The following is a 26,725-nucleotide window of genomic DNA, read 5'->3' as shown; positions in this document are numbered from 1 at the left end:
TAGAGCAGGATGTGTTTTGGTGGAATCAAAACCTTGCCCTAAGCTTTTGTTTTGTCGCACAATTTTTCCGAAAAGTTCTGGACACTTTGTCGGATTGCGCTCTGGCGCTGCCCGGTTACAGGGCTAAACGCCGGCCTGCGTTTTCGCGGCCTCATACACCTCCGCCGCCTCCATCCACTCGGCTTCGAGCGCCATCAGCGCCTCTTCCAGTTTTGCCTTTTCTTTTCCGTAAGATACGGCCAAACCTGGATTCTTCACGTAAAGCTCCGCGTCACCCAGTTTCAGGTCCACCAGCTTGATTTGGTTGCCCAGGTTTTCGATCTTGCGTTCCAGATCGTCCGCCGTCTTCTTGAGGGGCGCAATTGCCTGACGCGCTGCTGCGGCCGCCTTGCGGGCATCCTTGGAATTGACGCTTGGCCCTTTCTCTTTCCCGGCCGCGTTCGCTTCCTCGCGCGTCGCAGTCTTGGCGCGCTCGATCACCAACTTGGCGTAATCCTCCAGCGAGCCGGTATAGGTCTTGACCGTTCCATCATTGACCAGCCAAAGCTTGTCCGCCACCAGCTCGATCAGCGACCGGTCATGCGTAATGATAAGAACCGCGCCCTCATAGTCGTTCAGTGCATCCAGTAAGGCACGGCGTGAATCGATATCCAGGTGGTTGGTCGGTTCGTCCAGGATCAGCAGGTGCGGCCCATCCATCGCCACCATATTCAGCAGCAAGCGCGCGCGCTCGCCGCCTGACAGGTCCTTGACCTTGGTCTCGACCTTTTCCACCGTCATGCCGAACGACCCCAACCGCGACCGGCGCTTCGATTCAGGGTCCTCGGGACGCGCGCGACGCATCATCTCCAGCGGCGTGTCCTCCGGGTCCATGGCCTCGATCTGGTGCTGATGGAACCATGCCACGGTCATGCGCCGGTCGCGCCACTGCTCACCATGACGCTCGGTCAGAGCCCCGGCCAGCAGCTTCGCGAAGGTCGACTTACCCGCGCCGTTGACGCCCAAAACTCCAATCCGGTCATCGGGATCGAGCCGAACATTCATGTGCCGCAGGATGACGGTATCGCCGTAACCCACGCTGGCGTCATCCAGACGCAGGATGGGCGGCGCCAGTTGCTTCTTGGGTGACGGCAGGATGAATCGCGCCACCCGGTCCTCGATATTGGCCGCAATCGGAGGGAGCTTTTCCAGCTTCTTCATCCGCGATTGCGCCTGGGCGGCTTTCGAAGCCTTGGCACGGAAACGATCAACGAAGGCCTGCAGGTGGGCGCGTTCTGCTTCCTGCTTGACCTGGTTGGCGGCATTCAAACGCGCCTTTTCCGCGCGCAGGCGCTCGAAATCGTCGTAGCCGCCGGTATAGATGTCGAGCTTCTGGCCGGCAACGTGGACGATGGCGTCGACCGACTCGTTCAGCAGATCGCGGTCGTGGGAGATCATCAGGGCGGCATTGGGATAGCGCTTCAGCCGGGTTTCCAGCCACAGGGCACCTTCCAGGTCGAGATAATTGGTCGGTTCGTCGAGCAGCAGCAGGTCGGGCTCGGCTAGCAGGGCGCCGGCCAGGGCCGCCCGCATCCTCCAGCCGCCGGAGAAGTCGGAAATCGGCCGGGTCAGATCGGCTGTCGAGAAACCCAGGCCGCTGAGAATTTCGGCCGCTCGCGACGGCGCCCGGTCGGCACCGATGGCATAAAGGTCGTGGTGGATTTCAGCCTGATGCAATGGATCGGCTGTTTCCAACGCGGCCAACAGCCGGGAACGGCGTGTGTCGATCGCCAATACGGCGTCAACCAGGTGCTGCGGCGAGGCGGCGATTTCCTGGTCGACAGAGGCGACTCTCCAGGACTTGGGCGTGGTGATTTCACCGCCGCCCGGTTGGACGTGCCCCAGGATGAGCTTGAACAGGGTCGACTTTCCGACACCATTGAGCCCGACCAGACCAGCCTTTGTACCTGGCGTCAGCGTCAGGGTAGCGCCATCAAAAAAACGGCGCCCGTAGGCGTCATAGGTCAGATTGGTGATCTGCAACATAACTCGAAAACTTGGGAAATAATGGGTTGGCGAACGGATTGTGCATCGCTATAAGCCCCAAAGTCAAAAATCAAAAGGGTGCGATGCGATAATTACGCAATGCTGCCGCACTCTTTTGATTTTTGACGTGAAATCAGAAAACTGCTCGCCCGATAAGGGGCGGGTGGATCGCAAATGCAAACAAAATGGAACTTTCAATGTCCCGGACCTTCTCAATCATCAAGCCCGACGCGACTCGCCGCAACCTGACAGGCGCCATTAACGCCGTTATTGAAGCCGCTGGCCTTCGCATTGTTGCGCAACGCCGCATCAAGCTGACCACGGCGCAAGCGGAAACCTTCTACGGCGTACACTCTGAGCGTTCGTTCTTCGGTGAACTGGTTTCCCAGATGACGTCAGAGCCGGTTGTGGTTCAGGTCCTGGAAGCTGACAATGCCGTACCGAAATACCGCGAAGTCATGGGCGCCACCAACCCGGAAAACGCCGCGGAAGGCACGATCCGCAAGCTGTTCGCGCTGAACGTCGGTGAGAACTCGGTCCATGGGTCGGACTCGGATGAGAACGCGGCGCTTGAAATCGCGCAGTTCTTCACCGAAGAAGAGATCGTTGGTTAAGTTTAGAGCGCAATCCGATAAAGTGGACACCACTTTTCGGAAAAATTGCGCGACAAAACAAAAACTTAGAGCGGGGTTTTGATTCCATCAAAACTCATCCCGCTCCAGGGGTTTTGGGGGCTGCGCCCCCAAGTCTTGTTACCAAATGAGAAAGCCCCGCCCCGCTTCCGGGCGAGGGCTTTTTTGTTGGATACTCAGCCTTGAAGCGCCTTCCAGCTAAGAGGCTGAATCGCGGATCAGATCTCGCGGGGATCAGTTTTCGGAGGAGAGTTCGGCCGTGAGCCAGGTCATGCCATACACCTTCCGCAACACCTCGGAGACCACGGCCGTCGATACCACGACTGTCCTGTTCACCTCGGCATCATAGCTGTAAGCCCCACCGAGGCCGTGGATATTGCTGTCGAACACCGTGCCGATCAGCTTGCCGTCTGCATCGAGGACCGGCGAACCGGAACTGCCGCCGGCAATATCGTTGGTCGTGGTGTAGTTATAGACGATTCCCCCGTCCAACTTGCCCTGCGCCGCTGTGAATCGCGAAGACAGCTGGAAAGGCGCCTGGCCGGTAGCGCGGTCGTACAGACCCGACAGATAGGTAAAGGGCTTAACCTCCGCCCCGTTGTAACGCCAGCCGGCCACCCGGCCATAGGACAGGCGCGGCGTGAAGGTGGCATCGGGCGCCACGCTGTCGCCATAGACTTTGAAGCGTACGCGAGCGATCTTTTCGTGAGCGATTCTGGTCGGGGCCACCACTGTATCCTCCCACTCAGCGCGGCGCGCGCGCGCTTCGGCATCCAGATGCAGGGCGTACTGGATCATTGGATCGTCTGACGCCTCGACCGCTGCCAGACCGCCATCCCAAAGCCGCTGGCGTTCGGCGACATCATCCAGTCCGGTATTGTCGATCAGGTAGTGCGCCAGGATTTCAGGTGAAGCCTTGCCCAACAGAAGCTTGGTCTGCGGCGCATCGACACCCAGGTGTTCGCGCGCCTTGGACAGGACGAAAGCCAACAGCAGTTCGTCGAGTGGCTTTTCGACCTTGTACGGCGCCAGGATCTTGTCACGCAGCCACGGCAGGCGCGAGTCGGCAAATTCCGGCAAACGCTCGGCCGACGGCTTTTCGCGCTCCTCAGCAGCTCGGACCATATAGCGGGCATAGAAGAACAGGCTGGAATGTTGCGGCGCCTGCTCCAGGAAATACCACGGCAGGAACTGGCGGCGGTATGCCTCCTGGGCCGTGGCGATCTGCGCCCACGGATCGCCGATTTCACGCTTGAAATCGCCCTTCACGCGCTTGCGCAGGCGCTTCTCTTCGGCGCGCTTGGCCGCGAACAATTCCGGCCGGCGTAGCGCCAGTTCCTGACCGTAAACCGACTTGAAGCCGTTTTCGACTCCAAACAGCCAGTCGGTCGCCACCCGCTTGTTTTCGGCGCTGCGATCGGAGAACCCGAGCAACCGGCCGCGCAACTCCGCCTTCATCGCCATCTGAAGCGGCAGGTAGGTGTCACGCTGGGTCTCCAATTGGGGTACGGTCAGCAGACGCTCCGTCTTGCCCGGACTGCCGGCGGCGAAGACCGGCTCGCCGTCGACCGGTGCGCGCGTCGTCCACGCCAGGTGCTGCGGTGTCGCCACCGACTTGCCGTCCTCGTAGAGACGCAGGAAAGCGATATCCAGAGCGTAGCGCGGAAAGTTAAAATTATCCGGATCGCCGCCGAAGAAGGCCATGGAGAATTCCGGTGTGAAAACAAGACGCACATCGGAATATCTGCGATACTGGTACAGCTTGTACTGGCCGCCCTGATACAGGGTAACGACCTGGCAATGGCGCTTCGGGTCATCGCCGCAGGCGGTCATTTCGATGCCTGTGACGCGGGCATTCTGGGCCTGAACGAAGGCGTCACCCGTACGGCCCCGCGTCGCTTCTGCGACCTCGCTCGTGACATCTGTGACCTCGGTCAGGATGGCCGCCGCCATGCCCGGGCAGACGGCTTCCTCTTCGCGACCCTTCGTCAAAAAGCCTTCAGCCACATAGTCCTTACCGGCTGACGACAGGTCCTGGGTGCATTCGATAACGCAGTGCTGGTTAGTCAGCATCAGCCCGTCGGGCGACACCACGGCCGCCGAACAGCCGGAACTTAAGCGCACTGAGGCGGCCTGGACACGATCCAGCCATGCCTGGTCGAGTTCCAGACCATAAGCCGAATTGACGGTCTCGAGCGGGAAGTTGTCGAACGTCCACATGCCTTCCTCGGCGCGTGCCGTGGCAGCACAGGCCAGGGCCGCCGCAACAGCGGCGAAAGGCAGGAAGGATCGGATCATACGAATACTCATCATCAGGCGCAATTTAGTTTTGCATGAACCCTAACTGAACCAGAGTTATATTTTTGTAAGGTTTGCCAGAACCTGGCGTAGCGCTGTCGAATATAGCCTATGCTCCGCGACCAGGACCCGGGCCGCCAGCATGTCGGCAGTGTCGCCGGCAAGAACCGGAACCTCGGCCTGGGCGATGATACCGCCCTCGTCCACCCCGGGCGTTACCCAATGGACCGTGGCGCCATGGCGCTCATGACCGGCATCGAGGCAACGCTGGTGGGTGTGCAAGCCCTTGAAATCTGGCAACAGGGCTGGATGGATGTTGATCATTCGTCCCTGCCATTTTTCGACCAGCCAGGGCGTCAGGACGCGCATGTAACCCGCCAGGCAGATAAATTCGACGCCATGCGCTTCCAAAACAGCATCGATAGCGCGTTCGTGCCCCTCGCGGTCCTTGCCAAACAACCTGTGGTCGACAGCAATGGCAGCAAGCCCCTGCCCGGCCGCCCAGTCCAGCCCGCCGGCCGCCGGGTCGTTGGACATGACCAGGACAAACTCGGCGGGAAAATCAGGTGCCTTGGCCGCCTCGACCAAGGCCATCATGTTGGAACCGCGCCCCGAAATGAAGGCGGCGCAACGAATCTTACCTGTGACCTGGCTTTGCGTCATGCGTCCTCGTAGAACTTGGCGACCAGGGCATCCAGGGTGCGGACCCCGAAGCCGGTGGCGCCTTCCGGCACGGTCGGGATGCGCTGCTCGCTGGTCCAGGCCGTCGAGGCGATGTCCATATGGACCCACGGTACATTATTGACGAAGCGCTGCAGGAACAGGGCCGCTGTAATTGAGCCACCCGGACGACCGCCGATATTGCGGATGTCGGCGATCTTGGATTCGATCTGCTTTTCGTACTGCGCCGGCAGCGGCAAGCGCCACAAATTCTCGGAGACGGTCTTCGACGCCTCATCCAGTCGCTGAGCCAGTTCGTCATTATTGCTGAAAACACCGGCATAATCCGTGCCAAGTGCAATAATGATGGCGCCGGTCAGGGTGGCGAGATCAATCATGAACTGCGGTTTGAAGCGGTCCTGACAGTACCACAGGGCGTCGGCGAGAACGAGTCGGCCCTCGGCGTCGGTATTGATGACCTCGATGGTCGTGCCCGACATGGCCTTGACCACGTCGCCCGGCCGCTGAGCCTTGCCGTCTGGCATGTTTTCTACGAGGCCAATGATGCCGACAGCATTGACCCTGGCATTGCGTGAGGCCAGTGCCATCATAGTGCCGACGACGGCGGCGGAACCGCCCATGTCCCACTTCATGTCTTCCATGCCCTCGGCCGGCTTGATCGAAATGCCGCCAGTGTCAAAGGTGACGCCCTTGCCGACGAAAGCGACCGGTGCCGCCTTTGGGTCGGCGGAACCGTTCCATTGCATGATAACAAGCTTGGATTCGCGATCCGAGCCCAGGCCCACACCCAGCAGGGAATGCATGCCGAGCTTTTCCATTTCGGCGATTCCCAGAATCTCGACCTGCAAACCAGTGCCTTCGAGGGCTTTAACGCGGTCGGCGTAGGATTGCGGATATAGTATATTGGCCGGTTCCGACACCAGGTCGCGGGCAAACAGAATGCCGTCGCGGAGGCCGGCCAGGGGCGCGAAAGCGGCCTCGGCGGCGGCGACATCGTCGACCACTACGAAGACGGACTTCAAGGTCGGGGCCTTTTCCAGCTTGGCCGGGCCGAAATACTTGTCGAAGCGGTAGGCGGCCAGGCTAAGCGCGAACAAAGCCCGTGCGCCCAGTTCAGCAGTGTAGCCGCGGAGATCCAGGCTCAAGGCTTCGAAGCCGGCATTCTTGACGCCATGATACAGGCTGGCGGCCGCGTGTTCCATTGCGGCTGCGTCGAACTTTGCGAGGTCACCGGCGCCGACCACGGCGACCGGTCCGTCAACGGTTGCCAGGACCTGAACCTTGCCTTTCGCGGCCTTGTAGCCGACGGCGTTCAGGGCGGCGCGAATCGCTTCGCCGTCGATGGCGGCAAAAGCCGGGCTGGCCGCGCCGTCATCCCCCAGAATAAAGGCCCGGGCCGAATTGGCAGCCGGCGCTGCGCTGAATTGCATGGTCATGTCTCACTCCGAATTTCGCTTTCCCGCCTCATATCCCTTTCGGCGCAAAGACATAAGTCTTTTGCGAAAAATTTGTGCGCTGCCAACGGAGACTTGTAATTAACCTCTCAACCGGTCAAAAGAGACCACTGACCGTGAGATAAGCACTCACGCCAGAGGAAAACATTCTGGGACTGCATGCGGACGCTGGAGCGCTACATATTCCGTCAGATGATCGTGCCGGTCGCCGGTGCGGTCGCCGCCCTGACGGCCATCGCCTTGATCAGTCAGTCGTTGACCCAGTTCGAGTTGGTCGTTGAGCGCGGGCAGAGCGCCTGGACATTCATCCGTGTCACGCTCTTGTCCATGCCGCTGCTGACGGGCCTGATTTTTCCCATTGCTCTGTTCGTCGGTACCCTGGTCGCCCTGACCCGTCTGCAGGGCGAACATGAATTTACCGCCTCCTTTGCCAGCGGCATGTCGCTGCGCCAGGTGTCATCGCCGATCATCCGCATCGGCGTCTACTTCCTGCTGTTCAGCCTGGCGTCCAATTTGTTCCTGCAGCCATGGTCGGCGCGGTCGATGCGCGAAGAACTGTTCAAGGTCAAGAACGACCTGATTTCGACCCTGGTCAAGGAAGGGGAGTTCTCGACCTCACCATCTGGTCTGACCATCTATGTCCAGCGCATTGATCAGAACAGCCTTCTGCGCCAGATCTATATCCGCATCCCCGCCTCAGAGGGCGATGACGACCGGACCTATGTCGCACGCGAAGGCAAGATCCAGGAGGTTGATGGCGCCTCGCTGCTGGTTATGAGAGACGGTTCCAACCAGTGGGTGTCCGAAGGTGAACTGGTCAATGTTACCTTTGACGAATACAGCATGGATATCTCGGCCTTCTTCGCCAGTGACGATTCCCTTAACTTCAAGGAGTCGGAAAGGTTTCTCCATGAACTGTTTTTCCCCAACCTGGCCCTGCCGGGACCGGGCGGAGACTATGAGCGCAAGAATGTCGACAAGCTGTCCGCCGAAGGGCATGCCCGCCTTGCCTCACCGCTCTACAACCTGACCTTCGTGCTGCTGGCCATCGCCGCAGTTCTGGGCGGAGGCTTCAGCCGCGGCGGCTATACCCAGAGAATCGCCGTCGCCGCCGCCGTCGCCGTCACAGCGCGACTGCTGGGCGTCGTCATGCAAACCGCCGGCGCTGAGGCACCCATCCTCAACTTCCTGCAATACCTTGTGCCCCTCATACCGATACTCTTTTGCCTGCGCCTGCTGAAGCGGCGCGACCAAACCGGCGTCGTCGCGCTCAGCCGCTTCACGCCCCTTTCGCCAGGTACGCGCACCTCGAACAGCGACTTCGGCGCACCGCGACGGAGGCAGTCATGACCGTAGCCGTGACCTGGGTAAACTTGCGTTCCTATCTCGCCTATCTCAACCCCTGGCGCGGCAGCCGGCTGGAGACCTATATTCTCCAGACGTGCATCGCCATGTTCGCGTCCGCCCTGCTGGTCGTCGCGGCCTTGATATTGCTGATCAACTATGTCGAAATTTCGCGCTCGGTTGCCGCGCGCGCCGATCTGGGCGGACTGGAAGTCCTGCTGCTGCTGGTCCAGCGCTCGCCCAGCGCCATCCTGATCCTGTTGCCGTTCGCCTTCTTGTTTGGATCGCTGTTCGCCTTTGTCAACCTGAACCGACGCAGTGAATTGATCGCCATGCGCGCCGCCGGGGTCTCGGCCTGGCGTTTCGTGTTGCCGGCTACCATCTCGGCCTTCGCTTTCGGCATCCTGACCATCGGCGTGCTTAACCCGGTCGCCTCGCACCTTCAGGACGTCTATGAACGCCGGGTCCAGCAAGCCGAGGCCTTCACGCCAGCCGACCCGAGCCAGGCCATTTATCTGCGCCAGGGTGATGGCGAACAGCAGGTCGTCATCCGTGCTGACGGCCAGGCCTCGTCGCAAATGGGCCACCTGCGCGGCGTCACATTCTGGATCTACACCACCGACCGGCGCGGCGCACCTTCGTTCACCGAACGCGTCGACGCCCGTGAAGCGACCCTGCGTCCTGGCACCTGGCAACTCAAGGACGCCTACGAATACACGCTGGACAAGCCGGCGCAATTCTACAACGTGCTCGCCCTGGAATCGAACCTCGACCCGCAGAAGGCGTTCAAGCGCTATGCCTCCACCCAATCGGTGCCCTTCTGGCGGTTGCCCGGGCTGATTCGCCAGAATACCGTTTCGGGCTTCTCCACCACCACCTATGAACTGAAGCTGCATCAACTGTTGTCGACGCCGCTGATGTTCGCCGCCATGACCGCGCTGGGGGCGGTGTTCTCGCTGCGCCTGATGCGTCTGGGCGGGCTGACCATCCTGATAACTTCGGGCGTCAGCCTTGGTTTTGTCATTTTCTTCGTCAATCAGTTGTTCGCCTCTATGGGCAAGGCTGACGTCATTCCTGCGGCTCTGGCAGGGTGGTCACCGGCCGTGCTGGCCATGCTGGGAGCAATGACACTACTGGTATATACCGAGGACGGCTGAGTTGAGCCTGAGACGGGAGTTTGTCGTTTTCCACCGCCATTTTGTGCTACACAAGAGTCGGGATTATATTGCGGGCCATGATGAAGCGTAAGTCTGTCAAGCTGGGGGTGGGGCTGATGTCCCTCATGGCCATCGGCGGTGGTGCGGCCCAGGCGCGCGCGCTGTCCGATACGCCCATTGCCGGCGGCTCGACACTGACCCAGCTGTCGTTTGAAATGGCCATGGCTCAAGCGGTTGACGTCGGGGTTGCTGAAGTCGGGGCCGCCGAACTTATGGCGGCGACGCCCGGGGACATTCCGCCCGATACCCAGCCGGCACAGCCCGCCCGTCCCTCCACCAACCTCGGCAAGGAGACGGTCGGTCCCGACGGTCTGGTCGAGGGGGCGGCCTACATCGAAGCCGACCAGATCGCCCAGACCGAAGACGAGCTGATCATTGCCTATGGCCGCGTCGAGATGCGCCACAAGGGCAAGATCATCCGTGCCGATACGGTCAGCTATAATCCCAATAGCGGCGTTACCATCGCCAGCGGCCATACCCAGACCATCAATGCCGACGGCAGCATTCAGTTCGCCGACTACATCTCGTACGACGACGAGATGCAGTCCGGTATCTCGGAAAACTTCGCCTCGCTCGGTGCCGACGAGCAGAAGGTGTTTGCCCGCAAGGTTGAAGCTGTCGATCCCGACACCAACCGCCTGACCGACGTTATCTATACGCCGTGCCAGCTCTGCGTCGAAAAGGGTGAGACCCAGGAACCGTCCTGGTCGATTCAGGCCAGCGAAATCACCCAGCGCCGCGACAAGAAGATGGTCTACTACAAGAACGCCATGTTCAGGCTTCAGGGCGTTCCCGTCTTCTACACGCCCTACATGTGGACGCCGGATCCGGAGCTGGAACGCGCTTCGGGCCTGCTGCCGCCGAAGGTTGCCTTTGCAGGCAAGCGCGGTTTTTCGTGGGAACAGCCCTATCTTTGGTCGATCTCGCCTTATCAGCAACTGATCATCAGCCCGCAAATCAATCTGGATGCAGCGCCGCTCCTGAACCTGGACTACCAGCGTCACTTCTATTCGGGCGTGCTCCATGCCCGCTTCGGTTTCACCAACGAAAGCTATTTCGACAACGACAGCAACAAGATCGGACCTGAGGATGTGCGCGAATACATCCTGGCCGACGGCCGGTTCAAGATCAACGAGAACTGGCGCTGGAGTTTTACCGCCGAGCACGTCAAGGATGACGCCGATCCCGATATCCTGGACGAACGCGGCGACCCGATCGGTCGCGGCCGGTCCTTCGCCAACTTCTTCGAACGCTACGACATTGAGGACGCCTTCAACCGCAACGAGCGTTACGGCGAGTTGACAGTGGATTCTCGCCAGTTGGTAAACCAGGTCAATGTTTCGCGCCAGGCGTCCAACGCCTATCTTTCCTTCAATATTCTCAGTTTCCAGAACCTGCAATTCGACGGCCTGTCACCGGCCGACCAGCCGATCGCCGTGGATTCGCAGATCTACCCGACCATCGCGCCGATGATCGAGGCCGCCTGGTCGCCCCGCAGCCGGATTTTGGGCGGGCAGTTAACGGTATCGCTGAACGCCATCGGGCTGAAGCACAAGGACTTCCCGGGCAACGATGTCGCGCCGGCTGCCGCCGACGGCAGTTCGGGCTTCGACACGGCGCGCGTTACGGTCGGCGCCAGGTATTACGGCGATATGACGACCAGGAGCGGAATCCGGTGGGGACCGTTCCTTGACGCCCGCCACGACAGCTACAAGCTAAGCAATCTGGATTCGTCGGGCCTGGAGGGCGACTTGTCGCGCGGCCTGGCCACGGCCGGGGTCAATGTCAGCTATCCATTGATCAAAAAGTACAACGGCGTCACTGCCATCATCGAGCCGGTGGCGCAGTTGGCGCTGTCTCCCGACTACGAGCCCGATGTTCTGCTGCCACGTGAGGACAGCCAGTCGTTCGAATTCGACGCCACCAATCTGTTTATGGCCAACAAGTCGCCTGGGTTTGACGTTTACGAGTCCGGGGCGAGGTTAAATCTCGGCTTCAAGACACGGCTCATCTTCGAGTCTGGTCTCAAGGTCGAAGGTCTGATCGGGCGCACTGTACGTGACAAAGCAGAGACACAGTACCTGAAAACGCGTACGGTGACGGGCGTCGACTACACCTACGACCTGTATGGTCTGGGTAACAAAAACTCGGACTGGATCGTTAACGCCAGCTTCGATACGAGTGATGGCATTTACGGCTACAGCCGCCTGCGCGTCGACAGCGAAGAGACCAAGTTGAGTCAGGGCGAAGTGGGCTTAAGCGTCGTACGTCCCAATACCCGGGCGACCCTGCGCTACGTGTTCAACGATTTGCTGACCAATCCCGGCCTTGTGGAGAACGGCAAACTGCAACGCTTCGGCGATAATTACCGCAACATGCAGCTATATGCCCGCCACTTTATCACACCCAACTGGGGCGTGTCGGCGCGGCTGGATCGTGACCTGGTCGAGAATACCTGGCGGCGGTCAACGGTCAGCCTCATCTATCGCAATGATTGCATCTGGTACGAGCTGATTTATCAGCGCAACGATTCCGAGGCCTACCGGTTGCGCGGCAGACCGTCATCAGCGATACTGTTCCGCCTTAATTTGTCCACATTGGGATCATCTGGTGCGGAGTTTAACGATGTCCGCTAAATCTCACTGCGAACACCCGAAAAGAATGTCCATGCACCTCCTTCGTACCGCACTTCTCATAACGACGGCCGTGGCCCTGGCCCTGAGCCCCCACGCTGCCATCGCCCAGGAGCAGCCGACCCCGGATACCGGCTCGGCCGCTGCGGCGTCCGCCCCCGGCTTTGACCAGAACGCTCCGGCGCCCCAGTTGCCGAAACTGGCCGAAGGCATGCTGATCTCGGTCAATGACGACATGATCACCTCATACGACCTCAAGCAGCGCATGCTGCTGTTGATCGTCACCTCGGGGGTTCAGGTCACTCAGGAGAATTACGAAGCCTTTCAGCAGCAGGCCATTAACGGCCTGATCAACGAGCGTCTGCAGATGCAGGAACTCGCGCACTGGAAGGTCAAGGTCGGCGACGACGACATAAATGAGGAACTGGAGCGCATGGCGTCCCAGAGCGGCCTGACGGGTGAGCAACTGCTCTCCGAGCTCAAGAAGGTTGGCATTGAGCCAGCGACTCTTAAGGACCAGATTCGCGCCGAAACCGGCTGGAGCCGGCTGGTCGGCGGGCGCTATCAATCCAATGCCAAGGTGGGAACGGCCCAGGTCGACGCCAATATGGATCGCATCGTACAGGACGGCCAGAAGCAGCAGTTTCTGGTGGCCGAAATCTTCCTCGACCCGGCCCAGGCCGGCGGCATGGAAACCGCCCAAAAGGGCGCAATTCAGCTCTACAACCAGCTCCAGTCCCGCGCCGCGCCGTTCCAGGCCGTGGCCCGCCAGTTCTCCAACGCCCCGTCGGCCGCCCAGGGCGGCGATGCCGGTTGGTTGGTCGCCGGCAACGTCGATCCGGCTGTCGAAGCGGCGTTACAGGCCGCACAGCCGGGCGAGATGACGCCGCCGATCACGACCGAAGACGGGGTCTATATCTTCTTGCTGCGCCAGAAGACGTCGGGCGACGGCGATATGGTCATGCACCTGAAACAGGCCGCCATTCCCCTGCCGCCGAACGCGTCGGCTGCAGACGTCGCCAGCGCCCAGGCGACGCTGCAGAGCTTCCGCTCCAAGGTGTCGGACTGCGACGCCCTCGAAGACGCCAAGGCGCCGTCACAGATCCGCATTACTGACCTGGGTGAGGCCCAGCTTTCGACCCTACTGCCGGACTATGCCGCGGCGTTGAAGCCTTTGAAGGGTAACCAGGCGTCGGGCCCGCTGCGCAACAGCCAGTTCATGAACGTGGTCTATGTCTGTGACCGGCGATTGGCGGGCGAAAACGCCCTGACTCGCGAACAGGTCGAAAGTCAGTTGGTCAATACGCGCCTGTCGATGTTGGGGAAGCGCTACCTGCGTGAAATCCGCGGCGCGGCGACGATCGAGAACCACTAGGATTCACGTTCACGGAATATGGAAAAGCGCGCCTGAACGGGCGCGCTTTTTTGTTGGTGCGAAATGCCTGACACCTTAGGGTGTGTGCGGCAAAGCGGCGGATCAATGAAATCGAAGAATGACGATGGCGACAGTAAAAACGGGGCCTCACACGCTCGGAAAGGCCTTCGCGCACCTCCTGGATGACAGCGGCATAATGGCTGTGCCGGTCGACGATGAATTTTGGACCAAAGGTGTTGCAGAACTTCCGCCGGGACGGTTGGTGAGCGTTTTCGACAATGAAGCGGACTGGACATCCTGGGAGATGCATCCAAACGGCGACGAACTGATTCTCGTTCTTTCTGGCCGACTCGTTTTGATCCTGGAGACAGCCAACACGCGATGGAACGAGATGGTCCAGGCCGGGCAATTTTTTATCGTACCGAAAGGCGTTTGGCATACGGCAGATGTGCCTGAACCGGGGCGAGCGCTCTTTGTCACACCAGGAGAAGGGACCGAGCACCGCGAACGGTCAATCGGTTAGCGGGTGATGAACGCAAGTCAGGCCGTCGGTAGGGCGGCTCTTGCTGAGGATGGAAAACCTTATACCAAGCCTCATAAAGAATGACGCTTGGTATTCGCATTTTTTCAGCTCAAGCGCCGCATGGCTCCTCGCGTAAGCTCGGGCGGGCAGTCGCCCTTGCCAATCCACGATGAGTCAAGGTCATCGTGGATTGGTATTAAAATACCTTCAACTTAAGCTACGCCACTGCCCCCGGCGCGTTGATGAAACAACCGAGATCCGAAATTACTGAGCAGAAGACCCAATACCCAGATTACCATCAGCAAGCACTGATTCCAGAGAAGTCGGCGGCCTTTGCCGCCAAGGATGTTGCGGAGCGCGATCCTCAGTAATGAGCGTCCCAACCGCGCCCCCCTTTTCCATGGCACCATTTCCACTTCAGCCACGGATCTCGTCATGGCCGGTTGGGGCCGCCGCCGTCCGCCGTGACGCGGCAGGCCGGGCACAAAGACGCGGCCCTTCGGGCACCCAGGCATTGGTGCAGACGATCAGTTCGCTCATATCCGCAAATCCATTCCAGTCGCCGCACCAGGCCATCATTCCCTGAACCGGCGCGGAAATACAACCAGCCACGAAGTACACAAACGCACTTAACAAGTTTTGTAATTTGAAAAACGCCATTATCCGATGTAGTTTTTCTCCAAACTAGAGCGCAATCCGATAAAGTGTGCAGCACTTTTCGGATAAATTGCGCGACAAAACAAAAACTTAGAGCGAGATGGCGATTCTACCTAAAGCCATTCAGCTCTAATGGCGTTGTTTAGCTTGAATTTCACAAGCTCTAACCCAGGGGGCGAGATTGAGAGTCGTTGCTGGCGTTGTAATTCTGGGGCTTTTGGCCACCACCGGACTTCATCCGCAAACCGCCCGTGCAGACGAGGTGTTGCCCGATGTCTGCGCGCAGGCAAAGATCTTCATTGAAGCCAATCGCCTGGAACTGGCGGATTCCTACGCGGAACAATGCTATCAGCAAGCCGGTGCCAGCCGTGAAGTGATCATCTATGGTCACTATCTGCGCGCCGTCGCGCAAGCAGGACTAAACAAGCCGAAGGAGGCCTTGGAACAGCTCGAAATTCTGATGCAGCCCCAGTATACGCAGTCCCCGATTTACGATCGTCGCTCCTTTGGCCTTAAGCATTTGGGCGGCACACAGGCCTCTGTTCATGCCGAAGCCGCAAGGTTCTCTCTGGTGCTCGGTGACGCCGATAAAGGGCTGAGATATGCCGAAAAAGCCCTGACGCTTGCCGCTCTTGAACCTGCCACGCACATTGATGTCGCAGGAAGCGCCTATATGCTGCGTGCCCGTATTCGGGCCAGCCGTCAGGACAATCTGGGCGGCGCCAGGGACTTGGCACGCGCGTATGTTCGAGGAAGTCAGGACCCATTTGTCCTTGAAAATATGAAGACTTTCCCCGAGGTCGATCAGAAAACCCTCGAAGCTCTGAAAACCCGAATGATGTCAGCCTACAGCAAATACCTCAGCATCTATATGTTGACGGGCAGCGTGGTTTCGAGCCTGACCTACCTCAACGAACTGAAAGCCGAAGGTGACACGCTTTACCAGGCGGTGCTGGCCGATGAACGTGCCTATCTGGGACCAGAGACTTAGCCCATTTACGTAGCCCATTCACTCAACAAATGGCAGTTGGTTTATGCCTTTCAACTAGTCTGCTTCCAGGCCATTTACAGGGGCTCTCCATGAAAGAAGACCAAGGCTGTCTGCGTCACGTTAAGCTGTTGCTCGGTTTTGTCGTTTTAGCTTTTTCAATTCCATTCAACTTGCCGGCAAAGGCTGAGACAGCGCCGGACAGTTTTCGCGAAAGCGTAATTGATGTCACAGCCCATTGCTACCCCGTTTTTTCCAGACTTGAAGAGACCTACTGGCCGGATCGGGATCCAGCCGAAGTGGCTGAACTTAAACAGGACGCTGCGGCAAAGCGCGAGTATTCCATGGATATGCTCAGGCGCTATTCGGCCATTTATTATAACTTCAGTATAAACGAGCAAATAGAAAAGGCTGAAGGGGAATTAAGCTTGAGTTCAGCAGATAACGACGCGCTCTTGGACATTGCTATCATGTGCGAGAAAGAACTTTTCAAGCTCATAGATGAAGAGTCGGAAAAGGGATACACACCCTGAATTTGAAGAAGGCAAGCGATTTAAACATGCCGGGTAAAGGTGTTATCGTCTCCCGATGCCGCCGGACATGGTCCAATCGAAAAGCAACAGGTTCCATGCGTACCTCGCCAGGGACAAATCGGTAAAGGACTGCCAGCGTTTTTCTTGCTGCAATCGCTGGCAGAACAGCGTAACTGACGGCCATGACGACTCCGCCTCCTCCTCTGGTACTTTCGCTCGGCGATCCGTGCGGCATCGGACCGGAATTGACCGTAAAGGCGTGGCGGGCGCTCAAGGATCACGCCGCCCTGACCTTTTGCGTTGTCGGCGATGCGCGCACCCTGCGCGATCTCGATGCCCCCGTCACCGTCATTGAAACCCTCGACCAGACGGCCGACGTCTTCGGTGAAGCCCTTCCGGTCCTCGACCTCCCCCTCGACCAGCGGCCCCGTCCCGGTAAACCGGATGGCGTTCATGCCCGCCCGATTGTCGGCTGGATCCGGACCGGGGTTGAGCTGTGCCAGGCGGGTCAGGCGCGCGGACTGGTTACCGCGCCCATCGCCAAGTCGGTGCTGTACGGCACCGGTTTCAAGTTTCCCGGTCATACCGAGTATCTGGCCGAGCTGTGTCGCGACGGTGACGGCCCGGCGCCGACACCGGTCATGATGCTGTCCGCCAGGGACCTGAAGGTGGTTCTGGCGACCATCCATCTGCCGCTACGCGATGTGCCCGACGCGCTGACGGTCGACGGCGTGGTCGAGATTGCGCGCATTACCCATGACGCCTTGAAACGTGACTTTGCCCTCGCAGCGCCGCGCATAGCCATGGCCGGGCTCAATCCCCATGCCGGCGAGGATGGCACGATCGGCCGCGAAGAGATCGATGTCCTGATCCCGGCGGTCGAGCAATTACGACGCGGGGGAATCGAGGTCCTGGGCCCCCTGCCCGCCGATACCATGTTCCATGACGACGCCCGCGCCACCTACGATGCCGCCATCTGCATGTACCATGACCAGGGCCTGGTGCCGTTGAAGACGCTGGACTTTTGGAGCGGAGTCAATATCACCCTGGGCCTGCCGATCGTACGAACCTCGCCTGACCACGGTACCGGGTTCGCCATCGCCGGCACCGGTCAGGCCCGGCCGGACAGCCTGATCGCTGCCATCCGCGCCGCTGACCAGATCAGCCGGAACCGAGGCGCATGACCGACCTGCCAACCTTACGCGAAAGCCTGGAGCAGCATGGCCTGATGGCCAAAAAGTCGTTCGGCCAGCACTTTTTGCTGGACCTCAACATCACGCGCAAAATTGTGCGCCTGGGCGGCCCCTTTACCGGTGATCCGGTCATCGAGGTCGGCCCTGGCCCCGGCGGCCTGACCCGCGCCCTGCTCGAGTCCGAAGCATCGCACGTCATCGCCATCGAAAAAGATTCTCGTTTTCTGGAATTATTGACCGAACTGAAGGGGCCTTATGGCGACCGCTTCGAGGTCATCGAGGGCGATGCCCTCAAGGTCGACGAGATGCAGCTGCTGACGGAACGCAACCTATCCAGCGGAGCGCACATCGTCTCCAACCTGCCCTACAATGTCGGCACGCCGCTCCTGATCAAGTGGCTGACCGGGCCCTGGCAACCCAAGTCCCTGACCCTGATGTTCCAGCTCGAGGTCGCGCTTCGGGTGGTGGCTCCCGTCGGCGACGACGATTACGGACGCCTCAGTGTCATCGCCCAGGTTCTGTGCGACTGCGACAAGCTGATGGACCTACCGGCGCGGGCTTTTACGCCGCCGCCCAGGGTCGACAGCGCCGTGGTCAGGCTGGTCCCCAAAAACGAACGGCCGGACGCCGCCGTCATCAAAAATCTCGAAAACGTGACCGCCGCTGCGTTCGGCCAGCGTCGCAAAATGTTGCGATCGTCTCTCAAATCGCTCGGTGGCGAAGCCTTGCTGGCCAAGGCGGAAATCGATGCCACCCTGCGCGCCGAACAGGTGCCTCCGGACGGTTTCCTGCGTCTGGCTGCCGCACTGACTTGATCCCGCCCCCTGATTTTGGGGTGGACTTTTACATGCTGCAGGTAGAAGGTCGCGCCGGAATAACAACAGTATTCAGGGTCGGCGTCGCGTTTTATCGATAAAATTGAATGACTTGGAACTCGGGAGGCTGAAATGCTGAGCAAGGCCGATACACGTGTCGTGGGCGCATGGTCAGATGATATGCGCAGACCGAGCGTCGATGTCCAGTCGTCGCCTGCTCTCTCATCACCTGTTCTGTCATCACCTTTTTTGGCAGCGCTTCCTGAAATGTTCCCCCTGCCTGCCTTTGACCCGAGCCCGATTCTCATCGGTCGCGGAGGATCTGCGTCGAACCACCTCCTGACCAGCCTCGTCTGGAGCTTTCGCCACGACTCTCCGGCCGATAGCGTGACGCCGGGCGTCCCCGCCAGCGCCGCCGATACGATTGGCGGGACCCTGCGCTACACCAGCGCAACCGGTCTCCAACCGGGCGACGATCCTCTGGTGTACCGGCAATGGTATATCGACCGCACGGGCATGGACGATATCGCCGTCGACCTCAATGTCCGCCCGGTCTGGGACGGCGGCGGCGGCCAGACCTATACCGGCGCCGGAGTCACGGTCGGGGTCTTCGACAGCCTTATCGAGCGCAGTCACCCGGACCTCGAACCCAATTACAACGAAAACCTGGATGTCGAGGACCTGTTCTACGACCACAGCGACGGCGCCCATGGCACGGCAGTTGCCGGAATTATCGCGGCGGCGAAGAACGGCATAGGCATGACCGGGATCGCCTACGACGCCAAGGTCACCTCGTTACCGGTGATCTATTCTACGGCCGTAGCGCTGCATGAATTCGAAATCGCCCTGGCACACGCCAAGGATTTCGACATCGTCAACATGAGTCTTGGGGGGCTTGCGCCATTCGACGGCTTCGAACTGCGCCAGTGGTTTTCTGTCAACGCCCATCATTACAAGAACGCGGCAGACCAGGGCCGTGGTGGTCTGGGCACATTGCTGATCCAGGCTGCCGGCAACAATCGCAGCATCAACCCGCTCGACGCCAATCTCAGCGGCTTCCAGAACCAGCGCTACAGCATCACAGTCTCGGCCATCGCCAGCGAGGGCTTGGTGGCGGACTACTCGTCGGAAGGCGCCAATGTCCTGGTGGGCGCGACCTCCAGCGGTTCCTATTTCGGACCTCACGTGGCAACCACCGATCAGGTCGGCGACGCCGGCTATAACAAGGGTGACAACCCCGACTGGGATCCGGTCTCGGCCGACTACACCACCCGCTTCGGCGGCACGTCAGCCGCCGCCCCGATGGTCAGCGGCGTTACCGCTCTGATGCTGGAAGCCAATCCCGGCCTGGGCTGGCGCGATGTTCGCGATATTCTGGCCTTCACCGCCCGCCATACCGGTACGGCCATTGGAGAAACACCCTCTCCGTACTACGAAAAATATGCGTGGAAGATCAATGACTCGTCTCAGGTCAACGGCACAGGCCTGCACTTCAATCAGAATTATGGCTTCGGTCTGGTCGATGCCCTGGCTGCCGTCCGTCTCGCCGAGAGTTGGACACGCCAGCGGACCTCAGCCAACGAAGTAAGCCGGTCGGCGTCACGCACGCAAGACCTGGTCATTCCCGAAGCCCCTTACAACACCACGCCTCTGGTCATCTCGTTTGATATCTCTGCTGGCGTCACGGCTCAGATCGTTACCCTGTATCTGAACATGACGCATAAGATGACAAATGAACTGGAGGTCAAGCTGATCTCGCCGTCGGGCACGGAAAGCCTGATCTTCGACCATAAGGGCTATGGACCGAGTATCTTTGGCACGGGCGGCACGCGGTGGGATCCCTGGACCTTTACCAGCAACAATTTCGTCGGCGAAGACGCCGCTGGTACCTGGCAACTGGTGATCCTCGATGACAGGGGTTTCTGGCCGACCAACGGCATTTTCAAGACAGCCACCCTCACCATCTATGGCGACGCGACGACGGACGACAGCGAGTATATCTATACCAATGAGTTCGGCGTTCTGGCCGGGATGGATTACAGCTACACGATCACCGACACCACAGGAATCGACACCTTGAATACTGCAGCCGTCAGCTCGGCGTCGCTGCTCGACCTGCGCGGTATTCACCTTAGCCGCATCAACGGCATGGCAGTGACCCTCACGCCGGGGACTGTCCTGGAAAATGCCTGGGGTGGTGACGGCGGCGATGCGATCTACGGGAACGGTGCGCACAACCGTCTTTACGGCATGCGCGGTGCCGACATCATTACCGGTGGCGCCGGCAATGACACCCTTTCCGGTGGCAGCGGCGACGACTATGTTCATGGCGGGCCAGGTAATGACGCTTTGGACGGTGGCAACGGCAGCGACAAGCTGTCCTATGACGGCGCAGTCACGGGTGTGACCATCGACCTGTCGCTTACTGAAGGTCAAAACACCGGCGGCGGCGGTATTGATACCGTATCAGGTTTCGAAAACCTGGAAGGCTCCGATTTCTCCGATCAACTGACGGGTTCCGGCGGCAACAACACGATCTCGGCGCGTCGTGGTCACGACTGGGTGCGCGGCGCCGAAGGCGATGACAGGCTGTTCGGCGGCCTGGGCGACGATACCCTGGACGGCGGCAACGGCGACGACACCGTAACCGGTGGCAGCGGCGCTGACCGGCTGTCGGGTGGTCTCGGCATCGATCTGCTCAGCTATGCCGACTCCGTGGCGGCGGTCCGGATCGTCCTCGGCGATCTGACTGCCGTCTCTGGCGATGCCATGGGCGACGTCATAGCCGGCTTCGAGAACGTCACCGGCAGCACAGGCGACGATACGCTGGCGGGGGACGGGTTCGACAACCGCCTGACCGGTGGCGCCGGTAACGACGCGCTGGGCGGTCAGGCCGGCCATGACTATCTCGACGGCGGCATCGGCAACGATTCCGTGGTCGGTGGTGACGGCGACGACGGTGTCTATGGCCGCGACGGCAACGACAACCTGGCCGGAGAGATGGGAAACGACACACTCGACGGCGCGGCGGGTAACGACACGGCGTCCGGCGGAGACGGCGACGACAGGGTTTCCGGCGGAGACGGCCACGACATGATCGGTGGCCGCGCCGGCCGCGACTATCTCGATGGCGGTCTCGGCAACGATACAGCCTTTGGCGGCGATGGTGACGACCGGATCTATGGCCGCGACGGCAACGACAACCTGTCCGGCGAGATCGGCAACGACACGGTCGACGGTGGCCTCGGCAATGATACCGTGAGCGGCGGCGACGGCAATGACCGGATCACCGGCGGCGGCGGCGCTGACCGGCTGCGCGGCGGCAACGGCAATGACGTTTTCGTTTACGCCCAGGCGGATGTCGGCACGGCAGCCGACATGTTGGTAGATTTCTTCGCGCGCGCACACCCGCACCAGCAATACGACCGCATCGATCTGCGGGGCATTGATGCCATAGACGGCGGAAGTGACAACGCCTTCGCCTTCATCGGCGACGCCGCCTTTAGCGCGGCCGGTCAGTTACGGGTTTGGTTCGACGGCGTCAACACGCTGGTCCAGGGCAATACCCTCAATGACGCCGAGGGGCATGCCGAGTTCGAAGTTTTCCTGGCCGGAAATTTAACAACGACCATCAGCGTGTTAGATTTCTTGTTGTAGGGAAAGTAAATCCACAAATTTCGCAGATTTTCTCTACGCGCAAAGCAAATTTCAAATTGTGAAATCTGAGTATTCTGTGGATATTTTTTGCTATATCTTTTCCGCCATCAGCTCATCGACAAAGGGCGAAATCCACAGCCCCCTCGCCCGGCGCGAGGCCTCGGCATGATAGATGTGGACCAGTTCAGCATAGGACCGGTCGAAATCGTCGTTAAGGATGATGTAGTCGTACTCTGCCCAGTGCGAGATCTCATTCTTGGCACGCGAGATGCGGCGCTGGATGACATCGTCGTCGTCCTGGGCGCGGGCCACCAGCCGGCGATTCAGTTCATGCATCGACGGCGGCAGGATAAAAACCCGCACGACGTCGCCCGGCGCCCTTGCCGAAATACGTTGCGCCCCCTGCCAGTCGATATCGAACAGAACATTGCGGCCAAGGCTCAGCGCCTTTTCGACCGGGTCGCGCGGTGAACCATACATAGCGTCGTGAACAGAGGCATATTCCAGCAGCGCCTTGTCGTTGATCAGCTTATCCATCTCCTCCTGCTGGATGAAATGGTAGTCGCGACCGTCCTTTTCGCCGGGGCGCACGCCCCGTGTCGTCACCGAAATCGACAGATCCAGGTCGGCGTGGTCGGACACCAGACGGCGGCACAGCGACGTCTTTCCGGCCCCCGAGGGCGCCGCCACGATCAGCATGAGGCCGCGGCGCAGCTTGTCCATCAATTACTCCACATTCTGAGTCTGTTCACGGAACTGGTCGATGACCGACTTAAGCTCCAGCCCGGTTTGGGTCAATTCGATAAAGGCCGACTTGGAACACAGAGTATTGGCTTCGCGCATGAACTCCTGCGCCAGGAAATCCAGCTTACGGCCCGGCGCCGACTCACCGTCGATCAGGGCGTGCGCCTGGTCGATATGCGAGGCCAGACGGTCCAGTTCTTCACGAACATCAGCCTTGGCCGCCAGGACGGCCGCTTCCTGCAGCACGCGCTCCTCGAACCCGGCCTGGTCGGCGAGAAGCTCGTTCATTCGGCGGGTAAAGCGGTCACGGATGACCTCGACCTGCTGGGCTGCCAGCGACTTTCCCCGTTCCAGCGATGCCGCCATGCTGACCAACTGCGTTTTCAGGATGGCATCCAGCGATCGGCCCTCGGCTTCGCGCGCGGCCTTCAGCCCGTCCAGTCCCCGCGCCAAATCGGCGCCCAGCGCCGCCTCTCCAGCGGCGTCCAGCCCCTCACGTTCGTCGCCACCGATATCGACGACACCACGCAGGGCCAATAGGCCGTCGAGGCGTGGCGCCTTTACCTTGCCGGACTTGATCAGGTCGTGGCCGGCATCGAGATAGGCGGCCAGGACGTCGTGATTGATGCTGACGCCGCCCTTGCTGCCCGCCGTGTTAACCGAGACGCTCAGGCTGACCTGGCCGCGCTGCAACCGGCCTTTAACAAGTTCGCGGCCCAGTCGCTCGACCGCTTCGAAGCCAGGCGGAAAGCGGTATTTGACGTCAAGATTGCGCCCGTTAACGCTGCGCAACTCTATCACCCAGGCGGTTTCGCCCGCGCCGCCCTCGACGCGAGCGAACCCTGTCATGGAGGCCAGGGGCATTACTACGACGTGCTCTTCAGGCGGATCGCTGCCTGAGTCTGTTTTGCCTGAGTTTGAGTTGGCTGAGTTTGGGTGCCTTCGGTATTGACCGCCGGCGAGGACGCCACAGCCGACTCAGAGCCAACCGCCGGGGTCGAATAGCGCGACACCTGGGACTCGATCTGGCGCCATTTGGCGACATTGGCGAGATGCTCTTCATAGGTGGCGGCGAAGACATGACCGCCCGTGCCGTCAGCGACGAAATAGAGGTCGGATGTCTTGAGGGGGTTCAGGGTGGCGGCGATGGCCGCCTTGCCCGGATTGGCGATCGGCGTCACCGGCAGCTTGTCGATCAGGTAGGTGTTCCACGGTGACCAGGTATCGAGCTCGGTCCGGGTCAGGCCGCGGCCCAGGGGCTCGCCACGCGATACACCATAGATCACTGTCGGGTCGGAGCCGAGACGAATACCCTGCCTGAGGCGGTTGACGAACACGGCGGCGACGCGGGGACGTTCCGAGGCCAGTCCGGTCTCGCGCTCGACGATCGACGCCATGATCAGGGCCTCTTCCTTATTCTTGAACGGCAGGCCCTTCTCGCGCTTTTCCCAAAGGTCATCCAAGGTCTTGCGACCGGCATCCAGCATGCGGTCGAGTACGGCTTCACGAGTCTCGCCGCGCTGAAATTCGTACGTTTCCGGAAGTATAGAACCTTCCGGCGGAATCTCGACCTCGCCGGTCAGGTGGTCTTGCGTCATAAGAATACGTACCACCTGGGCCGAGGTCTTGCCCTCGGGGACGGTCACGAAGTTGCGCACCACCGTGCCTTTTTCCATGCGGGCCAGGACGTCGATAAGGGAATCACCGCCAGGGAAGGCATAGGTGCCGGCGCGTAAGCGATTGGCATGCCCGCGGATCTTGGCGGCAAACCGGAACAGGGTTGCCGAACGAATGACACCCTGTTTTTCCAGTTCCTCGCTCATGGCGGTGACACTTGTGCCACGTTGGAAGGTCACTTCCTTCACGGCGGCATTATCGGCCGGCCTGGGACCGGGACCGTACATCTGGGCGTAGAAGAACATGCCGCCAGCCATAACCAGCAGGATAATACCGGCAACGAGGCCCGCCAGCGGCGCCAGGAATGCCTTGAAACCGCCCTTGCCGCCCCCCGTGGAGGGCTCACCCTTTCCGTCGCGACGCAGCCAGCGGATCATGACTAAACCTTACCCATAATCAGGGCGGCATTCGTGCCGCCGAATCCAAAGCTGTTCGACATGACGCGGTCGATCTTCATCTTCTTGGCCTTGTGCGGCACCAGGTCGATGGTCGTTTCGACATCGGGATTGTCTAGGTTGATGGTCGGCGGGGCCACTTGGTCGCGAATGGCCAGGGCGCAGAAGATGGCTTCGACGGCACCGGCCCCGCCCAGCAGGTGGCCGATAGCCGACTTGGTCGAGGACACGGTGCCTGTCGCTGCGCGCGCGCCCAGAAAGCGTTCGATGGCCTTCAACTCGATACCATCCGCCATGGTCGAGGTACCGTGCGAATTCACATAGTCGATGGTTGCGGGGTCGATTCCGGCATCCTTGGCCGCCGCCACCATGGCGCGGTAGCCACCGTCACCGTCTTCAGACGGAGCGGTAATGTGGTAGGCGTCGCCCGACAGGGCATAGCCCAGGACCTCAGCGTAGATCTTCGCGCCACGCGCCTTGGCGTGTTCATACTCTTCCAGCACCACGATACCGGCCCCCTCGCCCATGACGAAGCCGTCTCGGTCCTTGTCGTAGGGCCGCGAAGCCTTGGTCGGTTCGTCGTTGAAGGCGGTGCAGAGAGCGCGGCAAGCGATGAAGCCGGCAATGCCGATCGGCACGATGGCCGATTCGGCCCCGCCGGCGACCATGACGTCAGCGTCGCCATGGGCGATCAGCCGGGACGCATCGCCGATCGCGTGGGCGCCGGTGGCGCAGGCGGTGACGACAGCGTGATTCGGCCCCTTCAGGCCGTGTCGGATCGACACCTGCCCCGAAGCCAGGTTGATCAGGGACGACGGTATGAAGAAGGGCGATATCCGCTTGGGCCCTTTATCGCGCAATTCCAGCGCCGTTGCAGCGATGATGCCTAAACCACCGATGCCGGAACCGATCATCACGCCGGTGCGGATCCTGTCCTCTTCGGTTTCAGGGTGCCAGTTGGCATCGTTCAGGGCCTCGTCAGCCGCCGCAATACCGTACAGGATAAAGTCGTCGACCTTGCGCCGTTCCTTGTTTGACAGGACCAGCGACGGATCAAAGGAGCCTTCGATGTCGGGACCGCCACCACCGCGACCGTCGACGCTCGGGACTTCGCACGCGACCGTACAAGCGTAGTCGGTGGTGTCGAAGGCCGTGATCGGGCCTGCGCCGGACTGACCTTCAAGCAGGCGTTTCCACGAAATCTCTACCCCGGCGCCCAGCGGCGAGACCAGGCCGAGGCCAGTGATGACAACGCGACGTACCATAGGCGTACCATTTCCCTCGACCGCCCGGCCAAGTGGCCCCACTTGAAACCCCGGACAGCAATCTGTAAGGCATACTCAAAAAATTAAGCGCGGCCAAACCCGAAATTCGGATTTGCGGCCGCGCCTATGACGGATTCAAGCGCCGACCGCTTGGAGTTGCTGGAAAATAACGGCTTGCGTTACGTCCAAACCGCCTCTTAAGCCGCCAGCTTGTCCTGGATATAGTTGACCGCGTCACCGACCGTCAGGATATGCTCAGCCGAATCGTCAGGGATTTCGATGTCGAATTCCTCTTCGAAAGCCATAACCAGCTCGACGATGTCGAGGCTGTCGGCTTCCAGGTCATCGATAAAGCTCGCCTTTTCCGTCACCTTGTCCGGATCGGCGTCCAGGTGGTCGATGACGATCTTGCGAACACGTTCAAGAACTTCAGACATTTATAGTCCCTTCAGAGGTTTAGACATTCAGGCCCCCGTAAACCTTTCGGGGATGCGGGGCAATCGAGAATTTCGGGTTCCGGCTTGTAGACACACACTTGTTAGGTTTCAAGCCGATTTAGCCGTTGCGTACCACACTCTTAACCAACACAAAAGTGCAATTGCGACAGTTCTTGTTGCGC

At 60.2% G+C, this 26,725-nt stretch carries 21 protein-coding genes; 11 read left to right on the top strand and 10 right to left on the bottom strand.

Annotated features, from left to right (window positions below):
- Positions 1-123 precede the first annotated feature (123 nt).
- The gene (locus ABAC402_RS36990) at positions 124-2,025 is read right to left on the bottom strand and encodes an ABC-F family ATP-binding cassette domain-containing protein (RefSeq protein ID WP_023450961.1); all 1,902 of its coding nucleotides are present in this window, start codon (positions 2,023-2,025) and stop codon (positions 124-126) included.
- A 185-nt stretch (positions 2,026-2,210) separates the two neighbouring features.
- Between ABAC402_RS36990 and ndk the strand changes: the two genes are divergently transcribed.
- Positions 2,211-2,639 carry a nucleoside-diphosphate kinase gene (gene ndk, locus ABAC402_RS36985; protein ID WP_040410098.1) on the top strand — a complete coding sequence of 143 codons (429 nt, stop codon included), beginning with the start codon at positions 2,211-2,213 and terminating at the stop codon, positions 2,637-2,639.
- 252 nt (positions 2,640-2,891) lie between these two features.
- Here ndk and ABAC402_RS36980 read toward each other — a convergent pair whose 3' ends face one another.
- Genes ABAC402_RS36980 through ABAC402_RS36970 form a run of 3 tightly spaced genes read right to left on the bottom strand, consistent with a single transcriptional unit; the run spans position 2,892 to position 7,072 of the window.
- Positions 2,892-4,955, bottom strand: coding sequence for a S46 family peptidase (locus ABAC402_RS36980; RefSeq protein WP_023450959.1), 2,064 nt, complete (start codon positions 4,953-4,955; stop codon positions 2,892-2,894).
- A 57-nt stretch (positions 4,956-5,012) separates the two neighbouring features.
- Positions 5,013-5,618: a phosphoribosylglycinamide formyltransferase gene (purN, locus tag ABAC402_RS36975; RefSeq protein ID WP_023450958.1), complete on the bottom strand. Its 606-nt coding sequence runs from the start codon at positions 5,616-5,618 to the stop codon at positions 5,013-5,015.
- A complete protein-coding gene (locus ABAC402_RS36970; protein ID WP_023450957.1) occupies positions 5,615-7,072 on the bottom strand; it encodes a leucyl aminopeptidase in 1,458 nt (485 codons plus the stop codon). The genes purN and ABAC402_RS36970 overlap by 4 nt, the downstream gene beginning before the upstream one ends.
- 177 nt (positions 7,073-7,249) lie before the next feature.
- Here ABAC402_RS36970 and ABAC402_RS36965 point away from each other — a divergent pair, with 177 nt between their 5' ends.
- The 5 genes from ABAC402_RS36965 (at position 7,250) to ABAC402_RS36945 (ending at position 14,182) form a co-directional block, all read left to right on the top strand.
- Complete coding sequence (locus ABAC402_RS36965; RefSeq protein WP_023450956.1) at positions 7,250-8,440, top strand: LptF/LptG family permease; 1,191 nt, start codon at positions 7,250-7,252, stop codon at positions 8,438-8,440.
- On the top strand, positions 8,437-9,591 hold the full coding sequence (locus tag ABAC402_RS36960) for an LptF/LptG family permease (protein ID WP_023450955.1): 1,155 nt from the start codon (positions 8,437-8,439) through the stop codon (positions 9,589-9,591). Before ABAC402_RS36965 ends, ABAC402_RS36960 begins: the two co-directional genes overlap by 4 nt.
- Positions 9,592-9,707: 116 nt before the next feature.
- On the top strand, positions 9,708-12,287 hold the full coding sequence (locus ABAC402_RS36955; protein WP_235080009.1) for an LPS-assembly protein LptD: 2,580 nt from the start codon (positions 9,708-9,710) through the stop codon (positions 12,285-12,287).
- A gap of 31 nt (positions 12,288-12,318) precedes the next feature.
- Entirely contained in the window at positions 12,319-13,659 is a 1,341-nt protein-coding gene (locus tag ABAC402_RS36950) for a peptidylprolyl isomerase (RefSeq protein ID WP_023450953.1), read from the top strand.
- A 118-nt stretch (positions 13,660-13,777) separates the two neighbouring features.
- Positions 13,778-14,182 (top strand): cupin domain-containing protein, encoded by a 405-nt coding sequence (locus tag ABAC402_RS36945; protein WP_023450952.1) that lies wholly within the window; start codon positions 13,778-13,780, stop codon positions 14,180-14,182.
- A gap of 417 nt (positions 14,183-14,599) precedes the next feature.
- Here the strand turns inward: ABAC402_RS36945 and ABAC402_RS41160 are convergent, their stop codons facing one another.
- On the bottom strand, positions 14,600-14,722 hold the full coding sequence (locus tag ABAC402_RS41160; protein ID WP_255346317.1) for a hypothetical protein: 123 nt from the start codon (positions 14,720-14,722) through the stop codon (positions 14,600-14,602).
- 298 nt (positions 14,723-15,020) lie between these two features.
- Between ABAC402_RS41160 and ABAC402_RS36940 the strand changes: the two genes are divergently transcribed.
- The 5 genes from ABAC402_RS36940 (at position 15,021) to ABAC402_RS36920 (ending at position 22,025) form a co-directional block, all read left to right on the top strand.
- A complete protein-coding gene (locus ABAC402_RS36940; RefSeq protein ID WP_155847469.1) occupies positions 15,021-15,830 on the top strand; it encodes a hypothetical protein in 810 nt (269 codons plus the stop codon).
- An 89-nt stretch (positions 15,831-15,919) separates the two neighbouring features.
- The gene (locus ABAC402_RS36935; protein ID WP_023450949.1) at positions 15,920-16,360 is read left to right on the top strand and encodes a hypothetical protein; all 441 of its coding nucleotides are present in this window, start codon (positions 15,920-15,922) and stop codon (positions 16,358-16,360) included.
- A gap of 182 nt (positions 16,361-16,542) precedes the next feature.
- Complete coding sequence (pdxA, locus tag ABAC402_RS36930) at positions 16,543-17,544, top strand: 4-hydroxythreonine-4-phosphate dehydrogenase PdxA (RefSeq protein WP_023450948.1); 1,002 nt, start codon at positions 16,543-16,545, stop codon at positions 17,542-17,544.
- Positions 17,541-18,368, top strand: a complete 828-nt coding sequence (gene rsmA / locus ABAC402_RS36925; protein WP_023450947.1) for a 16S rRNA (adenine(1518)-N(6)/adenine(1519)-N(6))-dimethyltransferase RsmA — start codon at positions 17,541-17,543, stop codon at positions 18,366-18,368. The genes pdxA and rsmA overlap by 4 nt, the downstream gene beginning before the upstream one ends.
- A gap of 267 nt (positions 18,369-18,635) precedes the next feature.
- On the top strand, positions 18,636-22,025 hold the full coding sequence (locus ABAC402_RS36920) for a S8 family serine peptidase (protein WP_162148541.1): 3,390 nt from the start codon (positions 18,636-18,638) through the stop codon (positions 22,023-22,025).
- A 90-nt stretch (positions 22,026-22,115) separates the two neighbouring features.
- On the opposite strand, the gene gmk is transcribed toward ABAC402_RS36920, so the two are convergent.
- The 5 genes from gmk to ABAC402_RS36895 form a co-directional block, all read right to left on the bottom strand.
- Positions 22,116-22,748, bottom strand: a complete 633-nt coding sequence (gmk, locus tag ABAC402_RS36915) for a guanylate kinase (RefSeq protein WP_023450945.1) — start codon at positions 22,746-22,748, stop codon at positions 22,116-22,118.
- Positions 22,749-22,751: 3 nt separating this feature from the next.
- Positions 22,752-23,633, bottom strand: coding sequence for a YicC/YloC family endoribonuclease (locus ABAC402_RS36910; RefSeq protein WP_023450944.1), 882 nt, complete (start codon positions 23,631-23,633; stop codon positions 22,752-22,754).
- A gap of 2 nt (positions 23,634-23,635) precedes the next feature.
- Positions 23,636-24,823 (bottom strand): endolytic transglycosylase MltG, encoded by a 1,188-nt coding sequence (gene mltG / locus ABAC402_RS36905; RefSeq protein WP_023450943.1) that lies wholly within the window; start codon positions 24,821-24,823, stop codon positions 23,636-23,638.
- 2 nt (positions 24,824-24,825) lie between these two features.
- Positions 24,826-26,106, bottom strand: a complete 1,281-nt coding sequence (gene fabF, locus ABAC402_RS36900) for a beta-ketoacyl-ACP synthase II (RefSeq protein ID WP_023450942.1) — start codon at positions 26,104-26,106, stop codon at positions 24,826-24,828.
- Between the two features lie 197 nt (positions 26,107-26,303).
- On the bottom strand, positions 26,304-26,543 hold the full coding sequence (locus ABAC402_RS36895; protein WP_006274591.1) for an acyl carrier protein: 240 nt from the start codon (positions 26,541-26,543) through the stop codon (positions 26,304-26,306).
- Between the last annotated feature and the right edge of the window lie 182 nt (positions 26,544-26,725).

Source organism: Asticcacaulis sp. AC402, assembly GCF_000495835.1.
GTDB lineage: Bacteria > Pseudomonadota > Alphaproteobacteria > Caulobacterales > Caulobacteraceae > Asticcacaulis.
This window is presented reverse-complemented; position numbering and strand designations above follow the sequence as displayed.